This window comes from Flavobacterium sp. GW823-FHT06G12, from assembly GCF_058794775.1.
Window position 1 is genome coordinate 1,162,939 of the sequence record NZ_JBXAHE010000001.1, and the last position, 24,268, is coordinate 1,187,206.

The following is a 24,268-nucleotide window of genomic DNA, read 5'->3' on the forward strand; positions in this document are numbered from 1 at the left end:
GTAAATAATACAAACATTAACTCTGTTTGAGTTTAGTTAAGTAAGAGCTTAGCATTTTAAATACAAAAAGGAGATTAGCTTTTCAGCCAATCTCCTTTTCAAAAAATAAAAATGAAAACTACTAATTCCAGCCACCTCCTAATGCTCTGTAAACATTAACAAAGGCGTTCATCTGCTGTTTTTTGGTTTCGATAAGTTCAAATTTAGATTCTAAAGCATCTTTTTGAGTCAATAAAACTTCCATATAATCTGCTCTGGCAGAACTAAACAAATTGTTAGATATCTGAACAGATTCGTTTAAAGCATCAACTTGCTGCGACTTCAAGCCGTAGCTTTTTGCCGTATTTTGAATTTTAGACAATTGGTTGGCAACTTCAATATAAGCATTTACCAATGTTCTTTCATAATTGTATACAGCCTGAATTTGCTTCGCTCCAGCGGTAAGATATTCTGCTTTTATTGCATTTCTATTAATTAGAGGAGCAACCAAATCGCCTGCTATAGAATACAACAAAGATTCTGGAGAAGTCAGTAAATATTTGGTATTAAAAGCTTCATATCCAATCCCTGCAGAAATGCCTAGCGAAGGGTAAAATTTTGCTTTAGCAGCTTTAATATCCAATTTTGCAGCAATTAGTTCCATTTCTGCTTTTTTAATATCTGGACGATTCTCTAAAAGCTGTGAAGGTACTCCTGCGTGAATATCTGACGGAGTAATAGTACTGAAAGTATTGCTGCTTCTAGCAATTTTTTGAGGAAAACGCCCTAATAAGAAATTGATTTTATTCTCCGTTTCGGTAATTTGCTGCTGAATATCAAACTGAAGACTTTGCGTACTCAAAATCTGCGCTTCAAATCTACGTACAGCCAGTTCGTTCACTCTTGCAGCTTCTTTCTGTATTTTAACCACTTTTAAAGCATTGGTTTGAATGTCAATGTTTTGTTTGGTGATTTCTAGTTGATTATCTAATGCTAAAAGTTCATAATACGAATCGGCTATTTCTGCAATCAAATTGGTGATCACAAAATTCTTTCCTTCAATAGAACCTAAATAACGGTTTAAAGCGGCTTTTTTTGCATTATGAAGTTTGTTCCAAATATCTATTTCCCAACTTGAAGTCAGTGCAAAACGATAATTAGGAAGCGGATCAGGTGTTTCTTTGCCAGGCATAATATCTGTTGTTGCTTCGCCAGAACCTGTGCTGGTGTATCTTCCAGATTTGGTTAAGTCGGCACCAGCGCTAAAACCAACAAATGGCAGGTATTCTCCTTTTCGTGCTTTTACTTCGCTTTTAGCAATTTCAATTTCTTGAAGCGTAATATTCAATTCCTGATTGTTTTTCAATGCAATATCAATCAGATTCTCCAAATTTTCATCTGTAAAATAACTTCTCCATTTTACTTTTCCGGTATTTAGAGTGTCTAAACTATTATCAGCATAGTTTTCGGGTACCGTTTTATTTTCTGTTTTTTCTACAATAGAAGTTGTTTTACATCCTGCTATAGAGAGTAATACGCAGGCAAGACCTGCGTATTTTATATTTCTGTTATTCTTCATTTTCCTCCGTTTGATTGTTTGTTGAAAAATCATCTACATGATGCATGAAATCATCAGATAATGAGCTTTCTTCTTCTCCTTTAATTAGTTTTCGGCCTTGTGCCAATGAACCAAAAATGTAATATAGTCCAGGAACTATGATTACTCCGAAAATGGTTCCGAAAAGCATTCCGCCAAGCGCAGATCCTCCAATAGTTCTGTTTCCAATTGCGCCTGCTCCAGAAGCAAAAATTAACGGTATCAAACCAGCAATAAAAGCAAATGATGTCATTAAGATTGGTCTAAAACGAACTTTGGCACCTTCAATTGCAGCTTCGAGAATTGTCGCGCCTTGCGAATGTTTTAATACTGCAAATTCGACGATCAGTACGGCATTTTTACCAAGCAATCCGACCAGCATAATCAATCCGATTTGAGCGTAAATATCGTTTTGCAAGCCCATCATTTGAAGAATGACAAACGAACCTAAAATTCCAACAGGGATAGATAAAATTACAGACAACGGAATAATAAAACTCTCATATTGTGCAGCCAATACGAAGTAAACGAAAGCCAATACCACTAAAAAGATATAAAGCGATTCGTTGCCTCTTCCAGCTTCATCATAAGAAAGACCTTCCCATGCAATATCATATCCTTTAGGAAGTGTTTTAAGAGCGGTTTCCTGTACCGCTTTAATGGCATCTGCAGTGGTGTATCCTTTTGCAGGCTGACCCTGAATAGCAGCAGAATTATACATGTTGTAACGCGTGATCTCATTAGGTCCCTGTGTTTTTTTAAGAGTCATAAAAGCAGAATAAGGCACCATTTCTCCATGATCATTTTTTACAAAGAGATTCAATACATCTGATGGGAGTCTTCTAAATTTTGGGTCAGATTGTACATATAATTTAAAGAAACGTCCAAATTTGATAAAACCTTGTTCGTAGGTACTTCCAATTAAAATATTTAAGTTTTCCATTGCTTTACCAATAGAAACGCCTTTTTGCATTGCTAAATCATTATTGATCTCCAGTTCGTATTGCGGATAATTGGCAGCAAAGAAAGTAAACAAACCAGAAAGCTCTTTACGTTTTCCTAGTTCGGCCATAAACTGCTTGTTGATCTTATCAAATTCCTGATAATTGGTGCTGGTAGTTTTGTCTAGTAAACGCATAGAAAAACCACCAGAAGAACCAAATCCTGGAATTGCGGGCGGTTCAAAAAACTCTACGACAGCACCTAGATCTTTAGATTTCTTTTCTAATTCTTCCATGATTTCTGTTACAGAATGCTTTCTGTCAGACCATGATTTTAAGTTAATTAAACAGGTTCCAGCATTAGAACCACGACCTTCCGTCATGATTTCATAACCTGCCAAAGAAGAAACAGATTCAACGCCTTCGACTTTTTCACAGATTTTTTGCAATTTCTGAGCAACCTGATTGGTTCTTTCTAAAGTAGCGCCAGGAGGCGTTTGAATGATCCCGTAAATGGTTCCCTGATCTTCACTCGGAATAAATCCAGAAGGAAGTACTTTATTTTCTATAAAAATAAAAGCACAGAAAGCAATTAGAATTCCAAAAGTTAAAACTCTTCTGCTTACAATTGTTTTTAAAACCACAACATAACGGCCTGTAAGTCTTTCGAACCATCTGTTAAAAGCGTCTAGAGATTTTGTCAGGATATTTCCTTTTTTCTGTTTTCCATGATTGTTTTTCAAAAGAATGGCACAGAGAACAGGAGTAAGGGTCAAAGCTACAATGGCAGAAATGATAATTGAGCTCGACATCGTAACCGAAAATTGTCTGTAGAAAGTTCCCACGGGACCAGACATAAACGAAACAGGAATAAATACAGAAACCATAACAGCTGTAATAGCAATAATGGCACCTCCAATTTCGCCCAATACTAATTTAACGGCATGATAAGGTGTAATATGCGGAAATTCTTCAAATTTGGCATGGACGGCCTCAACGACGACAATAGCGTTATCGACTACAATTCCGATTGCTAATACCAATGAAAAGAGAGTAACCAAGTTGATTGACATTCCAAACAGCTGAATTACAAAGAAAGCGCCAATTAAAGATACTGGAACGGCAATAATTGGAATTAAAGTAGAACGCCAATCTCCTAAAAATATAAATACAACCAAAGCAACCAAAATGAAGGCATCTCTCAAAGTATGAACAACTTGATCGATAGAAGCATCTAAGAATTGAGAAACGTCATAACTAATTTTATAATCCATTCCTGGAGGAAAACTTGCTTTCATTTCTTCCAGCTTTGCTTTAACGTCATTAATTACGTCACTCGCGTTACTGCCGTAGTTTTGTTTTAATACAATTGCAGCAGAAGGATGACCGTCTAGATTCGAGTAAATATCAAAGAATTCGCTTCCTAATTCAACTTTTGCAATGTCTTTTAAGCGAATGCTTTCACCTTCAGAATTGGCACGCACAATTACATTTTCATATTGTTTAGGCTCATCGTATCTTCCTTTATACGTCAATACATATTCTAAAGATTGTGCAGCAATACCAGAACTTTGTCCTAATCGCCCAGGACGACCAATAATACTTTGTTCTTGAAGTGCTTGCATAACTTCTTCAACAGAAATTTTATAAGCTCTCATTCTATCAGGATTCAACCAAACGCGCATGGCGTATTTACGGCTTCCAAGAATCTGAGTTCTCGCAACACCTTTAACACGGCTAATTTCTGGAATCATTTTTACATCGGCATAGTTGTAGAGAAACTTCTCATCCATGCTTTTGCTCTTCGAGTAAAGGTTGACATACATCAACATACTCGGTTGAATAGGAGTAATAACGACTCCTTCACGCTGAACCAGTTCAGGTAATAATGGCATTACCTGATCTACCCTTGTTTTAACTCTAATTACAGCTTCATTAGGATCGGTTCCTGGTTCAAAAATTATTCTAAGTGTTGCTTCTCCGGCACTCGTTGCATCTGTAGCCATATAACGAACGCCTTGTGTACCATTAAGCGAATTCTCTAAGGTAATTAAGGTAGATTTTACCAGTACATCGGCACTTGCACCTGGATAAGCGATAAAGATATTTACGGTTGTGGGCGCAATTTGTGGAAATTGCGATATAGGAAGCTGTTTGATGGACAGCGTACCTATAAAGACAATTATAATCGAAATTATAATTGCAAAAACGGGTCTATGTATAAATTTATTAAACATTTCTTCTTTTTTAGATTCGGTTATTCTGCATACAGCTCTAAATTGGACATAACCGATTGCGGTTTTACTACTTCGTAGTCTATTTTTTGATTTTCTTTTACAAGACGAAGTCCTTCTAAAAGTATTTTATCATTAAGAGACAAACCTTCCTTTATTACAAATAGGTGAGGCATTTCGGCAGCAATAACAACCTCTCTAGATTTTACAGCATTATTTTTATCAATTACATACACATATTTTTTGTCTAAAACTTCAAATGTCGCTTTTTGAGGTATTAGCATAGCATTTTTAAGTTCAATAGGCATTTGAATGCTTCCTGTTTCTCCGTGTCTTAATAATCTTTTTGGATTAGGAAAAGTGGCTCTAAATGGAATGTTTCCGGTTTCATTGTCAAAATCGGCTTCAATGGTTTCTACAACTCCAGGATATTGGAATTTTTTGTTGTTAGCCATTAAAAGATTAACTTTCATTTTACCGCTTTTTCCTGTCTTTTCCTGATAATCTAAATATTCAGATTCTGGAACATTATAATACACCCACATTGAGCTATTGTCTGCCAATTCTGTAAGCAATTCTCCTTCATCAACTAAACTTCCCTGACGTACGTGAAACTTGTCAATGATTCCGTCAAAAGGCGCTCTGATTTCTGTAAACTGAAGATGAACTTTGCTTAAAGCCATTTCAGCATTTGCTTTTTCTAATTTAGCTTTTGCCATTGCCAGTTCATTTGGAGAAACTACCTTTTCATCAGCTAACTTTTTAGCGTTTTGATATTCAATTGAACTGAAACTTACTTCAGCTTTTGATTTTTTTAATTCGGCTTCATAAAGAGCAGGCATGATTTTAAATAGCAGCTGACCTTTTTTTACCATTTGTCCTTCGTCTACATATATTTTTTCAAGATAACCGCGCTCTTGAGCTCTTATCTCAATATGTTGAATAGAATGTATTTGCGATACATAATCTTTCGTAATGGTAGTATCTTTTTCAATTGGATTTGTAACCAGAAATTTGGTCTTTTCTTCTTTTTCTTCTTCTTTTTTAGAATTGCAGCCCGCAAAAACTAAGGCGCATAAAGTCATGATCATGAAAATTCTCTTCATAATTATTTCAGCATTAAAACGTAATTTATTTTTGATTTTAGATAAAAAGGCCTTTGGGAATAGACCATAGAAGTTCATATCCGTCTATTATCTAACTAAAGAACACAGAGGATAAAACTATAAAGTGATTGGCTATTGGCTAGCAATAGCGTGAAAAATCAAATTCTAAAAACCTGAAATAACAGATATACTTTATTGTCAAGTAAACTGAAAATTTTGCAGTCATTTACTTTTTGAGTAAAAGCAGTCGCAGAAACGACAAAAGAATTACTGCTATGAAAAATTAAAAAGTAGTTGTTTTTTACAACCTGTTTTTGAGTAGCCGAAAAATTGTCCTCGTTTTCTTCATTATCGAAAAGACATATTTTTCTTTTAAAAGATTCAAATGAACGTCCTCGATTTAATTTGGATTCACTTTGAGTATGATCTGTAAGCGTACAGAACGAAAACTTTTTATATAAAACAATGTTATTGTGTGCATAAACATTGCCATATCCATTTAAGAGAATGACAATTGAAAGTAAAAATTTAGTGCACCAATTTTTCATAAGAGTCACAAATTTAAACAAACGATGCCATAAAAACAACGACGGGATTCTATAAATTGGCGGAAATATGGTATTGATATTAAACAGTACTGCTAATTTAGAATCTTATTATTTTTTGGGGAATTTTTGATTCAAAATTTAGTGATAGTATATTTTGTCGAAATAATAACTTTGTTTTTTTATACTATTTTATGATAATGTCCCTCTGTTAAAACCAATAGTATCTCTGTATAATTGTGGAGATATATCGGTTTTGCCTTTAAATACTCTGCTGAAATAATATTCATCATCATAGCCCAATTCGTAGGCAATCTCTTTGACAGTTTTGTTGGTTAGATACAGTTCTCTTTTTGCTTCAACAATAATCCTTTCGGTTATTAAATCTGAAAGAGTCATATTGAAATGATTTTTTGCAGCACGCGCTAAAACAACCGGCGTTACATGCAGCATATCTGCATATTCGCTTGCAGAATGTTTTGTTCTAAAATTATCTTCAATCGCATTTCGTAAATTCTGAACAATAAAAAGCTGTTTATCAGTAATGTTTACTTCTTTTATAGATTGTTGTTCTAGTTTTATTCGAGTAGCAAAAACCAGAAATATTTTTAAATAAGAAACCAAAACTTCATCCTTTCTTAAAGCTTCCATTTTTAGTTCGTTAACAATTTCTTTGACAATATTAAGAAGCGTCTGTTTATTATTTTGATCCAAAAAGATAAAAGGCTGCTGATACACATTATTAAATAAAATTCCGTTTGATGCAATTTCTTTATGATGTTTGTAAATGCAGAAAAAATCATGATGAAACTGAATAGAAATGCCAGTCAGCGGTTTTTCTGAAGCAAGCATAAAAGGCTGATAGGGATAAAACGCAAATAAAGTGTTTTCTTGAAACGAATATTCGCTAAGATCAACTTTTGCTAATCCTTCTCCAGATGTAATTATGATTATAGTAAAATAATTATTTCGCTGAATATGATCAAAATAACTGCTGTTGTCAAACTCAAACACTTTGAATGATAAGTTTCCGTTTTGCTGATTAACTAGAGTATATACAGATTGAGATAGCATGTTTTTAGTGTTTGTTTATTAGCTCTAAAAATTGCGTATTGAGTTTGTTGCATTCTTCAATACACACATCGCCAATTATTTGCGGTTTATTTCCCCATTTTGGAACATCTTCTGTAGAAAGAATATTAAACTGGGAAGTAAAACCCCCGACATAAGGAACAGATGTGCCATAAATTATTGCAGCAATTTTATGATGGCGAATCATGTACGAACACATAATGCAGGGTTCATGAGTAGTATACATACGAGCCAAATGGAGGTTATCTGAATATCCGTTTTTTAAAGCATCTCTAACAGCTAATATTTCCGCATGATTGGTTATATCTCCAGTTGATTTTCCAGATTCTATGCCCGTTCCAATTATTTTTCCATCCAATACAATCAACGCGCCAACAGGCGGATTTCCAGCTTTTAAAGCACTCTTGGCTAGATCCAAACATTGATTCATGTAATATTGAAAATCTTCTTGCATAACTTTATGACTTAAATGTTGATTTTATGGAGTATTCATACTACGCTAAATTACTCAAAAAAGGAACAATTTTAAGCGTTCTTTTGTATTCCATCTAATTTTTAGATGATGTAAAAACTGCCCTCTTTTTTATTTTCGAGGGCAGTTTTTAGTTTAGAAAATCAAAATTTCGTAACCTTCTTTTTTAAGATTTACAAAACTTGGAAGACCAGGAGTTCCAGGAACTTCATTGTCGTTTAGCAATTCATAGCCAGACACTTCAGTACCAAATACTGCAACGCATCCTTTAGAAAGTCCGTGAACATGATCTTTTACTTCTTTATAAAGAGCATTAACGGGATGCTCAGGTTTTTCAAGTTGTTCTGGCCATCTTATACCAGTACCTTGAAAAATAATTTTCACATCTTGACCTTCGTGTTTGAATTCATAAGCCGATGCTAAAGCATTGAATACACGTCCTAAAGCTTCTTCTGAACCCGCTTTTGGATCAGAAAGAATAATAATAGCTGTTTTTTTCATTTTGAATTGTTTTTATGAACAAGGCAAAGATCTGACAGCATTATCCGCTAGAGAATGGAGGAAATTTACTTTATGATGGAGAATTTTCATCTTGTTATATCTCAATTCAAAATGTCCATTATAAAGTAAAAATCATCCATTTATCTCAAATGATTATCTCGACAACTTTGCATTCGATAATAATAAGTAGAACTTAAAAAAATAAACAATATGCCTGTTTCTGATTTATTTAAACCACTTACATTGCTGCACGGTCCAGCAATGAGAAACCGTTTTATGTTAGCCCCTTTAACCAGCCAGCAAAGTGAATATGATGGCACTGCATCTGAGTACGATCAATATTGGATGGAACAGCTTGCGCAAGGCGGTTACGGATTAATTCAAACCAGTGCTTCTACGGTAGAAGCAGATGGTATCGCTTTTGAGCGACAATTAGGAATTCATAGCGATAATCATTTGTCTGGATTGACCAAAATGGCGTCGGCGATTCGTGACGGTGGCGCATTGTCGGCGGTGCAATTGCATCATGCCGGACATCGTGCAAAACCTTCAATTGGCGGAATACCAGCTCCAGCGTCGAGCAAAACGATAGAAGGAATTAAGGCAATAACGACCGAAGAAGTAGAACGGATTCGTGACAGTTTTATCGCTGCGGCAAAAAGAGCGCAAATAGCAGGTTTTGACGGAATCTCAGTTCATGGAGCTTTCGGATGGATTCTCTCTGAGTTTATGTCTCCAAATTTAAACGATCGTACAGATAAGTATGGTGGAAGCTTAGAAAACCGAGCCCGCTTTACCATAGAAGTAATCGAAGGAATTCGCAAAGCTTGTGGACCTGACTTTCAGATTGGCTGGCGATTGTCGATTGAACGTTACGGACTGCTTTTGGAAGAATTGCGAGAAGTAACGGCCGATATTTTTGATCGCGAATTAATTGATTATTTAGATCTCGCTTTGTGGGATTCAGCTCAAATAGTTCGTGAAGGAACTTTTAAAGGAAAAACCATGTTGAGTGTTTTTACTGAAATTCCCCGCAAAGGAGTTCGTCTAGGTGCAGCCGGAAAAATTATGAGTGCACAGCGTGCAGGAGAACTTTTAGATGAAGGCTGCGATTTTGTACTTATTGCCCGTGCAGCGATTCTTCAGAGAGATTTTCCGCTTCAGGTACAAGCAAATCCAATGTACGACAGTCCGCAATTGCCTGTAATGGCAGATTATTTAAGGCAAGGAGGATTGAGCGAACGTTTTATTGAAACCATGCGCGGCTGGCAGACTTTTGTAAAAGCAGGATCATTGTAAAGCTATTTGTGTTTTAGAAAAAAGACTTATTCAAAAAATAATAGACTTTACACAATCTAAAAATTAAAATAAATTGTACCTTTTATATCGTTTTTAAAAAAATACAATTATGATTAAGTCTATAAACCCTTATAACCAAGAGATTGTACATGAGGTTGCCGAATTCGATAAAAAAGACGTTGAAAATGCAATTGATAAAGCAGACGCTCAATATAAGATTTGGAAAGAAATTCCCTTTTCTGAACGTGCAGTTTTAATGAAAGCCGTTGGTCAGGAACTTAAAAAAAATTCCCGAGCGTATGGCGAGGTTATCACTCAAGAAATGGGAAAACCGATCACTCAGTCAATAGCAGAAGTAGAAAAATGTGCTGCTTTATGCGATTATTATGCAGAGAACGCTCCCAAAATGCTTGCTGATAAAATAATAGAAACCGAAGCATATAAGAGTTATGTAAGCTACGAACCAATAGGCATTGTTTTGGCTATTATGCCCTGGAATTATCCGTTCTGGCAAGTTATGCGTTTTGCAGTTCCAGCCTTAATGGCAGGTAATGTTGCGATTTTAAAACATGCTAGCAATGTCATGAAAAGCGCCATCAGTATTGAAAAAATATTCGAAAGAGCCGGCTTTCCTGCGGGATGTTTTACGAATCTGCCGATTGGAAGTAAAATGGTAGAAGAAATCATTAGAAACCCTAAAGTTAAAGCAGTTACACTTACAGGAAGTGAAGCAGCAGGAAGAGCGGTGGCAGCTAATGCTGGAAATGAAATTAAAAAAACAGTTTTAGAACTAGGAGGAAGTAATGCTTTGGTCGTTTTTGCAGATTGCAACTTGCAGAAAACTGTTAAAACTTGCGTTCAAGCACGTTTTCAGAATGCAGGGCAAAGCTGTATTGCAGGAAAACGTTTGCTTGTAGAATCTTCTATTGCAACAGAGTTTACAAAAGCTTTTATAGAAGAAGTCAGTAAACTTCGTTCGGGAGATCCTTTGAGTGAAGAAACAACAATAGGCACTATGGCGCGTGTTGACCTTGCTGAAGAATTAGAAAAACAACTTCAAGATGCATTAAATAAAGGAGGAGAAGTTTTGCTTGGCGGTAAAAGAAATCAAGCTTATTTCGAGCCTACTGTTGTTGGAAAGGTTACGACAGATATGTTGATTTTTAAAGAGGAAGTTTTTGGTCCGTTGATTGGAATTACGACTTTCAAAGAAGAAAAAGAAGCTGTTGCACTTTCAAACAGCAGTGCTTTCGGACTTGGCGTCACAATTTTTACAGAAGATTTTGAGAAAGCATTCCGATTAATTCCAAAGTTTGACGAAGGGGCGGTATTTGTAAATGAATTGGTAAAAAGTGATCAGAGATTGCCTTTTGGGGGAACTAAAAATTCAGGTTATGGACGTGAACTTTCGCAAGATGGCATTCAAGAATTTGTAAACAAGAAAACAGTTTACATTAATAAATATTAAGCTTTAAAGAGATAAAATAGTAAAAGCGAAAGAAAGGTGTTTGAAGTTCAGACACCTTTTCTTTTTTGAAGATCTTATGATGGATTAACTAAAACTGAATCAGGAAGATAAAAAGATCCTTCAGTAACTTCTACGACTACTCCTGAATCCATATTTCTTAGCTTTCCAGAAAATGTACCTTTAATGCCTTTTTCGCTAATAGATTCAATTTTTACTGTAAAAACGTCATCAGCAATTGAAGTGTTATAAACAATAGTTCCCTCTTTTGTTTGAACAGCATATCGAGCAATCATTTCTGGTTCGAGAGGAGTAGAATAAGTTCCTTCAGCAATATTTCCTCCTGTTCTCCATATTTCAAAATCTAATGAGTTGGGCGCGAGCTGGCTAGGAGTTTTAGGATACGGTGTTTCAAATCCTCCAATTATAATGTGTTCAAAACGTCCATTATTACCGCTGAACTGAAAATTGGCATCATAATAATTTATTTTGCGGCCGTCTAAAGTGGCTTTAAAATAATATTCAGATTGATTGTTATTCGATTCATTGTCATTGCTCGAACAAGCTGAGAAAAGTATCGAAAGAATGGAAACATAAAAAAGCTGTTTTGCAAAATGTACTGTTTTATTTTTAAAAGAAAATGATTTCATTGCTTTAAAATCATCGATATTACTACATTTCATCATATAATTTTTTGAGTTCATAGCAAATTTACCAACCTCAAAAGCAGAAAGCAATACCTGATTTCATGGTTATTTACGATTGAAAAGCTATGGCAATCGAATACATGAAATTAGAAGTGTAAAGATTTTAAAAGTAATTGCTATTGCATATTTTTGTAATTGATCTTAATATCCAAATTATGAATAATGCATTTTCTTCCAACAGCCAAATAGGTATAGTCTCTACTTTCTCTGAGCTTATAAATACCGATTTCAAAGGAGAAATGAATGCGTTATGCTGGTACAGAAATTTGGATGGCGATTTTCAAGAGATTGTAAACCAATTGATTTTAAAAGAAAATATAACAGAAGTATTTCCAGAAGATCTAATCGCGCTTCAATTATCAGAAAAAGGAAATATAGCAAGAGAAATTATCTTAAACGATTTGCAATTATTAACTGATTTTGGAGCTTCGCCTTCTCTTAATTTATTAAAGTGCTACGAACGCGACGACGAGTTCAATTTCATATCTACTGACGTATATTCATTTCATGTCGATCGTTCTCCAATTGCAACAGATACTTTTTTGTGTACCTATCACGGAGCAGCAAGCGATATTGTAGCTAATGATCAAGCAAAGCAGAAAATTCTAATTCCAGAAATTAGAACAAAACTAAAAGAATTGCATGATGGAGCAGAAGCAGGGTTCGAAGACTTTTTGAAAGAGAACTACTTTGATTTGCATTATCAGCTTCAGAAAGATGCAAAACCTATTAATTTAGGGCAAATGCATCTTTGGCGTTTGGCTGTTGATCATCCAAAACAGCAAGTACAGCCTTGTATTCATAGAGCGCCAAAGGAAAATGATGGCGAATATAGACTTTTGTTGATTTGTTAAAAGAGAAAAATTGCACTGACGAAAATTAATTATATATATTTGATGTATGAATAAACAAACATCTTTTTCAGTCTGTGGAGAATCTTTGTCGGCTCCAATGCACATTTGCGGTTTTTTCGATTCCAAAGAACAGCAATATGAGGTAATCATTCCGTACATTTTGGAAGGCTTAGAAAAGAATGAAAAAGTAATTAACATTCTTGAAGGAAATCGTCATAGTGAACATTGCCGCTGCCTTACCAATAATGGAGTATCTATTACCGAAAAACTTTCGAGTGGTCAATTTGAAGTTCTGGCTTCTGAAAATACATATATTAAGGATGGCACTTTTGCGGCTGAAAAAATGTATAAAATGCTAGAACAAACTTTATTATCGGCTTCAAGAGCTGGTTACGAAAGTACAAGAGCTTGCGGTGATATGGTATGGGCGCTCAAGAATTTGCCTGGAACTGACGAACTCTTAGAATATGAGGCCAGTCTAAATTTGCTTACTCCAAAACACTCTGTATCTTTAATCTGCATGTACGATATCAATAGCTTTAGCCAAAGCACACTTACAGATATATTGCTTACGCATCCTTACGTTATCAAAGATGGAAAGATCAGCAAAAATCCAAATTATGTTGAGCCTTTGGCATTGATTTCAAGCGTTTCTAATTTTCCATCAGGCCCACTCAAATCCTAAAACTACTTATCGTTTATTGTTGATATACAATTGTTGCAATATAGAAAGCAATCTTAAAATAGATTTAAAATGAGTTTTTAAGAATGGTAAAAATTTACGATAAGATTTGTGTAGATGCAGTTGCACAATCTAAGATTGCAAATAATGGTTTTTGGAAATTTAATACCATAATGTACTTGAGCGCTTTTTTATGCATCAATTTTATGACAATTGCTATAATTTTGAAAAACGTATTACCTTTAGAATTGGGCGATTTTTATGAAAAAAAAAGCTTAACGATAAAAAGAGAAGCATTAATGTATTTTATTATTCCAGCATTTTTAGCCAATTATTTTATTTTGTTTTTTAATAATAGATACGAGAAGCTATTAGAAAAATGCGAGGCTCATAACGGTAAATATATTTTGAGGTACATTATTTTTACTATTTTATTATTCTTTATTTGTGTTTTTGTATTCTAACAAACTCTTTGTACGATTCCTTTTTTAAGTTATCTTCGCTTTTTGTACATTTCCAAAAACATTTAAATCCTTTTAAAATCTAATCTGTGAAAAATAATCATGATGCTGCAGAAGAGACTCAGCTTAAACGTGGACTCACTAATCGACATATTCAGTTAATTGCCTTAGGCGGATCTATAGGAACAGGCCTTTTCCTTGGTATTGGGCCAGCAGCCGTTTTAGCGGGACCGTCTGTTATTTTAGGATATGCCATTGCCGGAATTATCGCTTTTTTTATAATGAGACAACTTGGAGAAATGGTTGTTGAAGAACCTGTTTCGGGAAGTTTTAGCTATTTTGCCTATAAATATTGCGGTTCATTTGCTGGTTTTGCATCAGGTTGGAATTATTGGATTTTATATATTCTGGTTAGTATGGCCGAACTTACAGCAATTGGTGTTTATGTACAGTTTTGGTGGACCGAAATTCCGCTTTGGGCATCCAGTTTATTTTTCTTCTTGGTTATTAACGCTTTAAATTTTGCCTCTGTAAAAGTGTACGGAGAAACAGAATTTTGGTTTTCAATTATAAAAGTAGTTGCCATTATTGCTATGATTCTTTTTGGAACTTATTTACTAATAAGCGGAACAGGAGGAGAACACGCTACAATTCATAATTTATATAGCGATGGAGGTTTTTTTCCAAAAGGTTTCTTTGAAAAAACGGCCAATGGAAATTTCCAAGGTTTATTGTCTGCAATGGCGCTGATTATGTTTTCTTTTGGCGGATTAGAACTAATTGGAATAACCGCTGCTGAAGCAGAAAATCCAGAAAAAAACATTCCAAAAGCAACCAATCAGGTTATTTATAGAATTCTTATATTTTATGTTGGTGCATTAGTAATTTTATTTGCTTTGTCACCTTGGAGACAAATTACCACAGATAGTAGTCCGTTTGTAATGGTTTTTCAAAATTTAAACGGAATGGAATTTACGTTATTTGGCCAGAAAATCTTTTTTACAAAGCTTATCGCTAATGTTCTTAATCTAATTGTATTAACTGCAGCTTTGTCTGTATACAACAGTAGTGTATACAGTAACTCGCGTATGTTATTTGGTTTAGCAGATCAAGGAAGTGCGCCAAAGTTTTTAAAGAAGTTAAACAAACACTCTGTGCCAGTTAATGCTATTTTAATTTCTTCCTGTTTTGCTGCAATCTGTATTTTAATCAATAAAATAATGCCAGAAGAAGCTTTTAGCATTTTAATGTCTTTAGTAGTTTCTTGCTTGGTTATTAACTGGGTTATGATTTCGTATACGCATCTGCAATTTAGACGTGCAAAAGACGAGGAAAATACAAAAACAAAATTTGCTTCAATATTTTACCCAGTAAGCAATTACATCTGTTTTGCATTTTTACTAGGTATTTTAGCCATCATGTGGATGACAAACATGAAGATATCTGTAGAATTGATTCCTATTTGGCTAGGTATTCTTTTCGTATTTTATAAAATATTTAAAGTAAAAAAATAAGTAGTTTTTTAAAATCCCATTTCTAATGAAATGGGATTTTTATTTTTTATAAAGTTTGCATCCCAAATTCTAAAGGATCTTATGAAATAATGTTTATAAAATGTTTTTAATAGGATATATTTTAAATAATCAATTAAGTAGATTTGTTATGAGCTCGAAAAAATAATGTAAAACATTTTGTATTAGAGCATAATAAAAACATTTTGAAAATTTATCACAAAATTAAATAGTTCAATCAATGGGAAATTATAACAAAGATGTTACGGCTTACATTGCAAAAATGGCAGACTTTGCAAAACCTATTTTAAACCATTTACGAGATGTAATTTTTAGTACCTGCCCCGATGTAGAAGAAAATATTAAATGGGGAACACCACATTATTCTTATAAAGGTGATCATTTAGTTATGATGGGAGGTTTTAAACAACATTGTTCTTTTAGCTTATATAAAGCTGAATTGATGAAAGACAAGGAAATTCAAGCAAGTGTAAAAGCGGGCAAAAAATTTGGCTATTTAGACAAGATCAAAGACTTATCGGAGTTGCCAAGTAAAGAGATATTAACCGCATATATCAAAGAGGCAATGGTTTTAAATGAAAACGGAACCGCTAAACCTAAACCTGTAAAAGAAAAATCTGCTGCAGAAGTTGTGGCTCCTAAAGAATTTATGGATGCATTAAAAAAGGACAGCAAAGCGATCGAGATTTTTGAAAGCAAATCGCCGTCATTCCGTAAAAATTATATTATTTGGATTGCAGATGCAAAGACAGATGAAACTAGAAATAAAAGAATTACACAATCGCTAGAGTGGATTGCAGAAGGGAAAGACAGATTTTGGCAATCTAAGAAATAACCACAAATAGCAGCTTGTTTCCTCAAGAGTTTATAAAATTAATGATTCATAATAAAGAAAACTTTCCGAGAATATCTTCAGAGCGCAATAACACCGCTACAGTAGTAATATATTTACTGTTTGGACTTTTATGCCTCGCGATGCTTTCTCTATTTGTTGGAGTTCCTTTAAGTATTCAGTTGGAGCACAATAGCAGTTTGTCTAATAGAGAAATGATATTCGATCTTATCTATTTCCCTTTACTGCTTTGGGGCATTTGGGGACTTTATAAAAATTACGAACGTCAGAAGCACAAAAAAGTCATTTTGATTGCTGTAGATAAAGATGGTCTGCACCATCACCAATTTAATGGCACGATTCAAAGTATTTTGTACAAAGACTTAGAATGTAGCAAAGAAGCTTATGTAAGCGATATTGATCGAAAAATTGGGACAAAATATTCGCCAGGATATATTTTCGGTTTTAAAGATGGTGTAAAAGTTCCTCTTCATTTTTCTACAGCTGAAAATGGACTATCTTATATTCCGAAAAATAGAAACCAGTTAATTGCTCATTTTTTGCAAGGCGCCACTTTATTTTGTCCTCATATAAAAATTTCTCCCGTAGTTTACGCAGAGAATTTTATTAATCCCAAAACTTTTGAATTTGATAAAAGAGCTCAAAGAAAAACCTATTTTATAGCTCTTATACTAATTATCATTATTCTGGTTGCAATAGATTTGTTTATAAAATATACCAAAGGTTTTTCGCTGCTATTTTAAAAGCTAGAAGTTTTTCAGTTGAACGTTCGATAAATTCGATCTTAAATCTATTAAAGGAATTAATATCTGACAGATTAAATTTAAATACAATAAAAAATCCTACTAAATCATCCTTAACTAAAACAGAAGGATGATTTTTTGCTTATACAAAACAATGAACTGATTATTAGTATGTAGTAGTTAGATTGTTAAAGAAAAAACGTAATTTAGGGATAATAAAAAAAAGTTAAAAACATCCTTTATTCTAAAGTGGCACAATTCGTGCCTGCAAAAAAATCATTGAATAATCAGAGCGCTTAATCGGTGTTCTAAAAAATTAAAATAAATGAAAAGATTTAAATGTATGTATGTTTTTGTAGTAGTGTTATTATCAACATTTACATATGGTCAGGAAAGTTTAAAAATGTTTGTAAAAGAAAGTAAAGTGCCATGTACGGGTGTTGGCCCAATGGAATGTCTGCAGGTAAAGTATGATAATGACAAAGAATGGCAATTATTTTATGATCATATTGAAGGTTTTAATTTTGAAAAAGGAAACCGATATGAGATACTGGTTACGAAAACCAAAAGACCAGAACCTATTCCGGCTGATGCTTCTGCATACCAGTATAAACTGAAAAGCATAATTTCTAAAACGCCTGTAACTAAGGAAAACGGAATTTATAATACCAAAATGATTTTAACTCAGTTAAATGGAAAAAAGGTAAACAGCAGAAAAGCATTTATTACCATTAATGATGAAACAGGAACAATAAGCGGTAAAAACGGATGTAATAATTTCAACGTAAAATACACGAAGCTTTCTTCAAAAAATCAAATTAAGACCAATTCTCCTATGGGAACTTTAATGGCTTGTGATGACGAAAGCATGAAATTAGAAAAAGAATTTAGCGCAGCGATCACCAACAAAAAGTTCAAGATTGCAAAGAAAAACAATAAAGTACAGTTCAAAAATACTAAGAACAAAGTCGTTATGGAATTTTCTATACCAACTCAAGACCAACTTTGGAGTTTTATTGCAAAAAACAATTGGAAACTAATTGCACTAGAAAATGTTGGACAAGATTACGGAAAAGCTTCTATTAAGTTTAACCCAGCAGAAAAGAAAGTAAGCGGAAATTCAGGTTGCAACAACTTCTCTGGAACTTATGAAACTAATGGTGATCATATTTCTTTTGATAAAGTAGCGTCTACAAGAATGGCATGTATTGATGAAGAAGCAAATAAAACAGAGCAAAAAATGTTATCGTATTTAAACAATAAAGACTTGCGTTTTGATGTAGCAGACCAAACGCTTAATTTTTATCTTAATGATAGATTGGTCATGATGTTTGGCATTACAAAATAGATTCAGTTCTATAAGTCATCTTAAAATTGAAGATGATTTCTAAAAATTAATAGAAAACCAGTGAAGTTGATTCACTGGTTTTTTTATGGATAAAATGTATTGTTTTTGTAATAAATAGATTTGGCTGAATTTGCAAATTGAGAAAAATAAAGTTTTCTAATCAGATGATTCTCGAGAAATAGATACAAGTAAATTCTTAGAAGCAAATGAGATTAAAGAAAGAAGGTTATTTTTTTATATTCTCATTTTCAGAACCTTAAATTATCAAATTTGTATCTATATTGATTCTTGATTTTTTATTTTGGTAAAAAATGTATTTTATTGATTGTTAGGTTTTTATAATGAAAAAATCGTTTTGTAGATCTTGATTTTTTATCCATTTTTACCTTAATTTCTTTTTTAAGTATAGTTTCGTTATGGCCTTTTTGTAAGGTACTAACTATTTAATAAACCAAAACTTATGAGAAACAAATTACATTTTATTTTTTTGAGAAAAGCCCAATATTACCATGTTATATTATGGCTTTTTTTTCTTCTTTTTGCTTCAGGTTCCTATGCCCAGCGCGGTTATTATGATGCACCTTATAAAAGGTACGAAGCAAATTTAGGTCAATTGTCTAATGGTGCTTTAGTTACTGCAAAATCATACAATCAGGCCGATCTTCAGTCAGAAGCTTCAGATCAGCAGTGTGTGAATATGTCTGCCACAAACGCGACCGTTCAATGGACGCTTAGTGAAGCTGCCGATGGATTAGTAATTCGTTATAGTGTTCCTGACGGGCAATCTGGAACTATCGGGGTTTATAATGGCAACACAAAGCTTACAACGCTTACTTTGACTTCAACTTGGTCTTGGGAATACTTGTGGAGCAATGGAAATCCGAACAATAACGGAATTACAAATCAAAACCCAAGAATGCGTTTTGATGAAGTTCGTTATAAACTTTCTGCTAAAATTGCTGTAAACGGAACATTAAAATTGGTGAGAGAATCAGGTAATGTCCATATTGACTTTGTAGAAATGGAACCAGTACCAACAGCTGTTACAGCTCCTGCAGGTGCCGTAACTTATTCAGGAAATGGTAGTGATCTTCAAACTTTTATTGATGCAAATGGCGGAAAAAAAATATTTGTTCCAGCTGGAGTTTATAATGTTAACCGAGAATTATATTTTGGTTCAGCAAACACTTCGCTAATTGGCGCAGGAATGTGGTACACACAGATTAATTTTACCAATACCAGTAGTTTAAATGGCGGATTACGTGCCAATGCAAGTAACATTTCGTTCACAGATTTATATCTTACAACAAATTCAGCTTCGAGAAGTAATTCTTATAAAGCAATAAATGGAGTTTTTACAAGTGGTTCAATAGTAAAAAATATCTGGGCAGAACATTTTGAATGTGGTGCCTGGATTGCGCAATACAATTCTGGTGGGCCGGCAATTGCTGACGGATTTACATTATCGCACTGTCGTTTTAGAAATAATTATGCTGATGGAATCAATCTTTGTAAAGGAACAGCGAATTCAATTGTAGAACATTGTAATTTTAGAAACAATGGAGACGATGATCAGGCGATTTGGTCTGCTGACGGACTCGAATGTATCAATAATACATTTAGATACAATACTTCAGAAAACTGTTGGCGAGCTTGTGGACTTGCTATTTATGGAGGGAAAAACAACAAAGGCTACAATTTAATTATCAAAGACAATCTGGAAGCAGGAATCAGAGTAAGTAATAATTTTCCGGGAGCACCATTTAACAACGATGGTATGCACGAAATTCATGATATTACCGTAACAGCCTGCGGAACTTTTAATGATACCTACAATAATCCCGTGGCGGCAATTGATATTTTTAGCGCTACAAATGCCGGAAGTCAGGTTAAGAACGTTCAGCTTTACAGCATTGATATTATAGATTCAAGAAACGATGCTATTTCTATTAGTAAAAGATCGGGAGATGGGATTTATAATCTTTCTTTTAAAGACATAACCGTTAACGGAACGGGTAAAGAATATCCAAATAACAATGTATTGAACAGAAACTGGGGCAGAGGCTATTTTGTGCTTATTGCAGGTTCTCCAAGCGGAAACGGTACCTATTGTAATATGAATTATTCTAATAGAGGCGGAAATGCCACAACTAATGAAGAAATTAGTGCAATTGGTACATTTTCGTGGACGCAGGGCGCAAACTGCTCAACTACAAATGTTCCGGTTTCTGGTGTAACACTTTCGCCAGGAGCAGTAACTCTAGGTGTTGGTGCTACACAGCAATTAACTCCTGCTGTTTCTCCAGCCAATGCTACCAATAAAACAGTAAGTTATAGTTCAAATAATACAGGTGTTGCTACAGTAAGTGGTTCAGGTTTAGTAACTGCAGTTGCTTCGGGATCTGCTACCATTACCGTAACGACTCAGGATGGTAATAAAACGGCTACTTCTGTAATAACAGTAAATTCATCAAATGTAGCAGTAACAAGTGTGAATTTAAGTCCTTCATCAGCTACATTAGCGGTAGGCGGAACACAGCAGCTAACACCAACAGTTTTGCCTTCAAATGCAACTAATAAATCGGTTAATTATACTTCAAGCAATACAGGTGTCGCAACAGTTAATTCATCAGGATTAGTCACTGCAGTTTCAGCAGGTACCGCTACCATTACGGTAACAACAGTTGATGGAAATAAAACGAGTACTGCAGCAATTACTGTAAATGCCGCAACAGGAAGCTATTTTACAATTAAAAACAAATGGACAGGTAATTATTTATACGATGCCGGAAACAATGTAGGATACGGTCCAACAGTTGCAGACAATACTTATAAATGGGAAAAAGTGGCCATTGATGGTACTTACTATATGATTAAAAATGTAGGTACAGGAGATGTAATGCATATTGAGAATTTAACCGGTGCGGTACAATGTACAGCAGGTCAGTCTAGCTGGTGGAGCGCACAATGGTCTTCCGAAAATGTAGACGCAACCTGGGTAAGAATCAAAAACAGATGGCAGACAACAGCAATGATTCATATTGAAAATCTAAATGGTTCTGCACAATATCTTAGAGGTCAAAATAGTTGGGAAAGTGCACAATGGCAGTTTCAAAACACTTCGACATCGAAAAAAGTGAATCCTGTTGAAGTTGCGGTTGAGAATACTGTAGTTAGCATTTATCCAAATCCTTCAATTGATAATGAATTTAATATTGTTTTGCCACCACTGGAAGCAGGTGATACAGCAAGTGTAACAGTTACCGATAGCACCGGAAGAAAAGTTTTGGTAAACAAAATAAGTTCATCTTCAAAAATCAGTCATCATTTAACCGCTGGGATATATATTGTGACAATTAACTCTAATACATTTAATGTTTCTAAAAAATTGATTATTAAATGATAGATTAAAATTTAGAAAATATACTGGAGATGAATTTATAATTAAATTTCATCATAATGAGCTCGATATGGTATCGGGCTCATTCTCATTTCTCTTTTATCTGTGCACGGGGCGAGATGTTCGTGCCAGCAAGGGAAACGGCTTTAAAAATCTTGCCTTCCGATAATGGTAATAATCTCTACCCGTTTATCTCCGTTAATTTGGTAGTAAATAGTGTCAACACCACAAACACAATAACGATATCCTTTTTTAATGTGTTCAGCAGATGGAAATAAAAAAGGATTTGCTTCTATTTTTTCAAAACAATCATAAAACATATTAAAATAGCTGTCAGCTTGATTAACGCCAAACTTACTAACACCATAATAATAAATTCTTTTTAAATCTTCTTTGGCTTCGCTACTTAAATAATAGCTATACATTACTAGGTAAATCTTTTTTAAATTCGGCTAACATTTCTTCTCTGGTTTGTTTTTTTGCAAAACCGCTTTTTTCTCCCTTTTCTATTTTTGCCCTTACAAACTCGTAGTATTCTTCTCTCGAACGTGCTTGCTTTATCAAATAGTTAATAGCCTCACTTTTACTACTAAATTCATCTGTATTAACCTGATTTTTTAACCATTCGTCATTAGGAGCTGTTAATGATATACTTTGTCGTGGCATAATAATATAAGTTTTGAAGTTGGTGTAAATTTACACCAAAACTTTGAAAAGGAAAACATATTGGGATAAAATAGTTCTTATTAATTGTTTGGGTAAGTTGCTCCTCACTTGTGCAAGCGGAGGATATTTAAAAAATTGTGCAATTCCAAATTTTATCCCTCATTATCTTTTTTTATGCAAACTTTAAAAAAACATAAAACTCCCAGTAAAATCTAAGTATTTGATTTTTTATAAGTAAATTATTATATTAAATTTTGTAAATATATTTAAAATATAGTTTTTTTCTTATTTTTTCTTATTACAATTGTATCATCTAATTCTTACAGGTTTTAGATATTAGTAACTTAAAAGCCAAAATATGAGAAGAAAAATTAACAATGCAGCAAGATTTATGGTCATTTTATTGGTTTCTTTCACTTTTACAAAGTGCCAGAAAGATGACAATGATGTAGGGCAGACAGATGCTAGAATTCTTTCGTCTGCCAAAGAATGGTTCAAAGCCTATGAATCTAATGGTGATAATTTTGAATTATTACAAAATTTAGATTATAAATGGAATGATGCCGAAATTAGGAATTCAAAAGATGGAACCAAAACAATCATAGTCCCTGTTAATGAAGCGAAAAAAGACGCTACAGAACTTTGGGAGCAAAAATTGTATATTTATCAACTTTCCGAAAACAATTATGAAGCTTTGCTCTTTGAAATATTTCCTAATGGTACGAGTAGATCTCCAGAAGATTTATCAATAGATAGTGCTACTTTTAGCGGCTACATAGCAGCTTGGGATTTAAAGAAAGGATTTGTAAAAACTGCTAGCTTTGAAAATGGTAGACTTATAGAAAATGGTACCGTTAAGCTGGTTCTAAAAAATGCAAACACAACCGGTAAGGCACCGTCAGGTGTTGCGTGTCCTGCCGGAATTGAATGCGATGTTGATGGCGGAGGAACCACAGATACAGGAATTCAGTTAAAAGAAGTTGTGGTATACAATAATTACCAGAATCCCAGTTCAGGCGGATATATTATTTACAATGGCACAGGTAGCGGTTATTCTAACTACACAGATACTGGTTCTTACACCAATCATGGCACGGGTACTGGCAGTGGTAGCGAGGGTGGAGAAGATCAAAGTTCAAATGCAACAGACCCTTGTGCTAAAATAAAAGCGCAAATGGCAATAGCCAATATTACGGCCAAAATAGAAGAACTAAGAAAAAAAACAAACTTAAAAGTAGAAACAGGATATATGCAAAGTAAGAATGGCCCTTTTACAGCACTAACTGGAGCTTCTAGTATAGATGGTGCAGACAAAATAGATTTTAAGCCTGATGCCAATACGGTAGGATACTTGCACAATCATCTAGATCCTTACGATAAGGTACTGGCAAATGGAAAAATAGAACCAGTAGAACCTATAAAAATATTTTCTCCTTACGATGTGAAAATGTTTCTAATTTTAATTTTAAATGCCAATAGATATGGCATTCCAATAAATGATATTTACGGGTCAATGGTTTCAAGTTCAGCAATTTATCAATTAAGATTTACTGGGGATATAAACAATGTAAGTATCAAAGCCAACAGCATCAACTGGGATGATACTGCCCTTGATGATACCTACAAAGAAATAATAGACAATAATGGTCTTGAAAAAGGTTTTTTAAAATTTTTAAGCGAAAAAATAGGAATCAATGGAATTGAGCTTTATAAAATTGATGCTTCTGGAAATTCAAAAAAAACCTTAGATAGCAAAGGAAAAGTAACAACAACTAACTGTAATTAAAATAA

Annotated in this window: 21 protein-coding genes; 11 read left to right on the forward strand and 10 right to left on the reverse strand. The window is 34.0% G+C overall.

Annotation, left to right across the window (positions count from 1 at the left end):
* Positions 1 to 121 precede the first annotated feature (121 nt).
* From AC1Q5Z_RS04985 to AC1Q5Z_RS05015, 7 genes are all read right to left on the reverse strand, one after another.
* Positions 122 to 1,558, reverse strand: a complete 1,437-nt coding sequence (locus AC1Q5Z_RS04985) for a TolC family protein (protein WP_492443970.1) — start codon at positions 1,556 to 1,558, stop codon at positions 122 to 124.
* A complete protein-coding gene (locus AC1Q5Z_RS04990; RefSeq protein WP_492443971.1) occupies positions 1,548 to 4,754 on the reverse strand; it encodes an efflux RND transporter permease subunit in 3,207 nt (1,068 codons plus the stop codon). Before AC1Q5Z_RS04990 ends, AC1Q5Z_RS04985 begins: the two co-directional genes overlap by 11 nt.
* Before the next feature lie 20 nt (positions 4,755 to 4,774).
* Entirely contained in the window at positions 4,775 to 5,857 is a 1,083-nt protein-coding gene (locus AC1Q5Z_RS04995; RefSeq protein ID WP_492443972.1) for an efflux RND transporter periplasmic adaptor subunit, read from the reverse strand.
* A gap of 158 nt (positions 5,858 to 6,015) precedes the next feature.
* Entirely contained in the window at positions 6,016 to 6,405 is a 390-nt protein-coding gene (locus tag AC1Q5Z_RS05000; protein ID WP_492443973.1) for a hypothetical protein, read from the reverse strand.
* Between the two features lie 189 nt (positions 6,406 to 6,594).
* Positions 6,595 to 7,476, reverse strand: a complete 882-nt coding sequence (locus tag AC1Q5Z_RS05005) for a helix-turn-helix domain-containing protein (protein ID WP_198855831.1) — start codon at positions 7,474 to 7,476, stop codon at positions 6,595 to 6,597.
* A 4-nt stretch (positions 7,477 to 7,480) separates the two neighbouring features.
* Complete coding sequence (locus AC1Q5Z_RS05010) at positions 7,481 to 7,948, reverse strand: nucleoside deaminase (RefSeq protein WP_492443974.1); 468 nt, start codon at positions 7,946 to 7,948, stop codon at positions 7,481 to 7,483.
* A gap of 153 nt (positions 7,949 to 8,101) precedes the next feature.
* Positions 8,102 to 8,467, reverse strand: coding sequence for a DsrE family protein (locus AC1Q5Z_RS05015; protein ID WP_286968480.1), 366 nt, complete (start codon positions 8,465 to 8,467; stop codon positions 8,102 to 8,104).
* 210 nt (positions 8,468 to 8,677) lie between these two features.
* Between AC1Q5Z_RS05015 and AC1Q5Z_RS05020 the strand changes: the two genes are divergently transcribed.
* Both AC1Q5Z_RS05020 and AC1Q5Z_RS05025 read left to right on the forward strand, forming a co-directional pair.
* Complete coding sequence (locus AC1Q5Z_RS05020; protein ID WP_492443975.1) at positions 8,678 to 9,766, forward strand: NADH:flavin oxidoreductase; 1,089 nt, start codon at positions 8,678 to 8,680, stop codon at positions 9,764 to 9,766.
* A 109-nt stretch (positions 9,767 to 9,875) separates the two neighbouring features.
* Positions 9,876 to 11,234 carry an NAD-dependent succinate-semialdehyde dehydrogenase gene (locus tag AC1Q5Z_RS05025; RefSeq protein ID WP_343587758.1) on the forward strand — a complete coding sequence of 453 codons (1,359 nt, stop codon included), beginning with the start codon at positions 9,876 to 9,878 and terminating at the stop codon, positions 11,232 to 11,234.
* Between the two features lie 74 nt (positions 11,235 to 11,308).
* On the opposite strand, the gene AC1Q5Z_RS05030 is transcribed toward AC1Q5Z_RS05025, so the two are convergent.
* A complete protein-coding gene (locus tag AC1Q5Z_RS05030) occupies positions 11,309 to 11,917 on the reverse strand; it encodes a hypothetical protein (protein ID WP_492443976.1) in 609 nt (202 codons plus the stop codon).
* A 176-nt stretch (positions 11,918 to 12,093) separates the two neighbouring features.
* Here AC1Q5Z_RS05030 and AC1Q5Z_RS05035 point away from each other — a divergent pair, with 176 nt between their 5' ends.
* From AC1Q5Z_RS05035 to AC1Q5Z_RS05070, 8 genes are all read left to right on the forward strand, one after another.
* Positions 12,094 to 12,792, forward strand: coding sequence for a DUF1826 domain-containing protein (locus AC1Q5Z_RS05035; RefSeq protein ID WP_343587753.1), 699 nt, complete (start codon positions 12,094 to 12,096; stop codon positions 12,790 to 12,792).
* 46 nt (positions 12,793 to 12,838) lie between these two features.
* Positions 12,839 to 13,477 carry an MEDS domain-containing protein gene (locus tag AC1Q5Z_RS05040; RefSeq protein ID WP_198855824.1) on the forward strand — a complete coding sequence of 213 codons (639 nt, stop codon included), beginning with the start codon at positions 12,839 to 12,841 and terminating at the stop codon, positions 13,475 to 13,477.
* 83 nt (positions 13,478 to 13,560) lie between these two features.
* A complete protein-coding gene (locus tag AC1Q5Z_RS05045; RefSeq protein WP_492443977.1) occupies positions 13,561 to 13,938 on the forward strand; it encodes a hypothetical protein in 378 nt (125 codons plus the stop codon).
* An 86-nt stretch (positions 13,939 to 14,024) separates the two neighbouring features.
* Positions 14,025 to 15,449, forward strand: coding sequence for an amino acid permease (locus AC1Q5Z_RS05050; RefSeq protein ID WP_492443978.1), 1,425 nt, complete (start codon positions 14,025 to 14,027; stop codon positions 15,447 to 15,449).
* 238 nt (positions 15,450 to 15,687) lie between these two features.
* Entirely contained in the window at positions 15,688 to 16,302 is a 615-nt protein-coding gene (locus AC1Q5Z_RS05055) for a YdeI/OmpD-associated family protein (protein WP_343587743.1), read from the forward strand.
* Positions 16,303 to 16,343: 41 nt separating this feature from the next.
* The gene (locus AC1Q5Z_RS05060; protein WP_492443979.1) at positions 16,344 to 17,063 is read left to right on the forward strand and encodes a hypothetical protein; all 720 of its coding nucleotides are present in this window, start codon (positions 16,344 to 16,346) and stop codon (positions 17,061 to 17,063) included.
* A 325-nt stretch (positions 17,064 to 17,388) separates the two neighbouring features.
* Positions 17,389 to 18,411, forward strand: coding sequence for an META domain-containing protein (locus AC1Q5Z_RS05065; protein WP_343587739.1), 1,023 nt, complete (start codon positions 17,389 to 17,391; stop codon positions 18,409 to 18,411).
* A 460-nt stretch (positions 18,412 to 18,871) separates the two neighbouring features.
* On the forward strand, positions 18,872 to 21,814 hold the full coding sequence (locus AC1Q5Z_RS05070) for an Ig-like domain-containing protein (RefSeq protein WP_492443980.1): 2,943 nt from the start codon (positions 18,872 to 18,874) through the stop codon (positions 21,812 to 21,814).
* A 143-nt stretch (positions 21,815 to 21,957) separates the two neighbouring features.
* On the opposite strand, the gene AC1Q5Z_RS05075 is transcribed toward AC1Q5Z_RS05070, so the two are convergent.
* Positions 21,958 to 22,236 (reverse strand): type II toxin-antitoxin system RelE/ParE family toxin, encoded by a 279-nt coding sequence (locus AC1Q5Z_RS05075; RefSeq protein WP_278021800.1) that lies wholly within the window; start codon positions 22,234 to 22,236, stop codon positions 21,958 to 21,960.
* Positions 22,229 to 22,477, reverse strand: coding sequence for a ribbon-helix-helix domain-containing protein (locus AC1Q5Z_RS05080; protein ID WP_198855816.1), 249 nt, complete (start codon positions 22,475 to 22,477; stop codon positions 22,229 to 22,231). The genes AC1Q5Z_RS05075 and AC1Q5Z_RS05080 overlap by 8 nt, the downstream gene beginning before the upstream one ends.
* 358 nt (positions 22,478 to 22,835) lie before the next feature.
* Between AC1Q5Z_RS05080 and AC1Q5Z_RS05085 the strand changes: the two genes are divergently transcribed.
* Positions 22,836 to 24,263, forward strand: coding sequence for a hypothetical protein (locus AC1Q5Z_RS05085; protein WP_492443981.1), 1,428 nt, complete (start codon positions 22,836 to 22,838; stop codon positions 24,261 to 24,263).
* Positions 24,264 to 24,268 lie beyond the last annotated feature (5 nt).

Coding starts and splice junctions, on each gene's coding strand:
- AC1Q5Z_RS04985 (WP_492443970.1), bottom strand. CDS start 1,558: ATGAAGAATAACAGAAATATAAAATACGCAGGTCTTGCCTGCGTATTA.
- AC1Q5Z_RS04990 (WP_492443971.1), bottom strand. CDS start 4,754: ATGTTTAATAAATTTATACATAGACCCGTTTTTGCAATTATAATTTCG.
- AC1Q5Z_RS04995 (WP_492443972.1), bottom strand. CDS start 5,857: ATGAAGAGAATTTTCATGATCATGACTTTATGCGCCTTAGTTTTTGCG.
- AC1Q5Z_RS05000 (WP_492443973.1), bottom strand. CDS start 6,405: ATGAAAAATTGGTGCACTAAATTTTTACTTTCAATTGTCATTCTCTTA.
- AC1Q5Z_RS05005 (WP_198855831.1), bottom strand. CDS start 7,476: ATGCTATCTCAATCTGTATATACTCTAGTTAATCAGCAAAACGGAAAC.
- AC1Q5Z_RS05010 (WP_492443974.1), bottom strand. CDS start 7,948: ATGCAAGAAGATTTTCAATATTACATGAATCAATGTTTGGATCTAGCC.
- AC1Q5Z_RS05015 (WP_286968480.1), bottom strand. CDS start 8,467: ATGAAAAAAACAGCTATTATTATTCTTTCTGATCCAAAAGCGGGTTCA.
- AC1Q5Z_RS05020 (WP_492443975.1), top strand. CDS start 8,678: ATGCCTGTTTCTGATTTATTTAAACCACTTACATTGCTGCACGGTCCA.
- AC1Q5Z_RS05025 (WP_343587758.1), top strand. CDS start 9,876: ATGATTAAGTCTATAAACCCTTATAACCAAGAGATTGTACATGAGGTT.
- AC1Q5Z_RS05030 (WP_492443976.1), bottom strand. CDS start 11,917: ATGATGAAATGTAGTAATATCGATGATTTTAAAGCAATGAAATCATTT.
- AC1Q5Z_RS05035 (WP_343587753.1), top strand. CDS start 12,094: ATGAATAATGCATTTTCTTCCAACAGCCAAATAGGTATAGTCTCTACT.
- AC1Q5Z_RS05040 (WP_198855824.1), top strand. CDS start 12,839: ATGAATAAACAAACATCTTTTTCAGTCTGTGGAGAATCTTTGTCGGCT.
- AC1Q5Z_RS05045 (WP_492443977.1), top strand. CDS start 13,561: ATGGTAAAAATTTACGATAAGATTTGTGTAGATGCAGTTGCACAATCT.
- AC1Q5Z_RS05055 (WP_343587743.1), top strand. CDS start 15,688: ATGGGAAATTATAACAAAGATGTTACGGCTTACATTGCAAAAATGGCA.
- AC1Q5Z_RS05060 (WP_492443979.1), top strand. CDS start 16,344: ATGATTCATAATAAAGAAAACTTTCCGAGAATATCTTCAGAGCGCAAT.
- AC1Q5Z_RS05065 (WP_343587739.1), top strand. CDS start 17,389: ATGAAAAGATTTAAATGTATGTATGTTTTTGTAGTAGTGTTATTATCA.
- AC1Q5Z_RS05070 (WP_492443980.1), top strand. CDS start 18,872: ATGAGAAACAAATTACATTTTATTTTTTTGAGAAAAGCCCAATATTAC.
- AC1Q5Z_RS05075 (WP_278021800.1), bottom strand. CDS start 22,236: ATGTATAGCTATTATTTAAGTAGCGAAGCCAAAGAAGATTTAAAAAGA.
- AC1Q5Z_RS05080 (WP_198855816.1), bottom strand. CDS start 22,477: ATGCCACGACAAAGTATATCATTAACAGCTCCTAATGACGAATGGTTA.
- AC1Q5Z_RS05085 (WP_492443981.1), top strand. CDS start 22,836: ATGAGAAGAAAAATTAACAATGCAGCAAGATTTATGGTCATTTTATTG.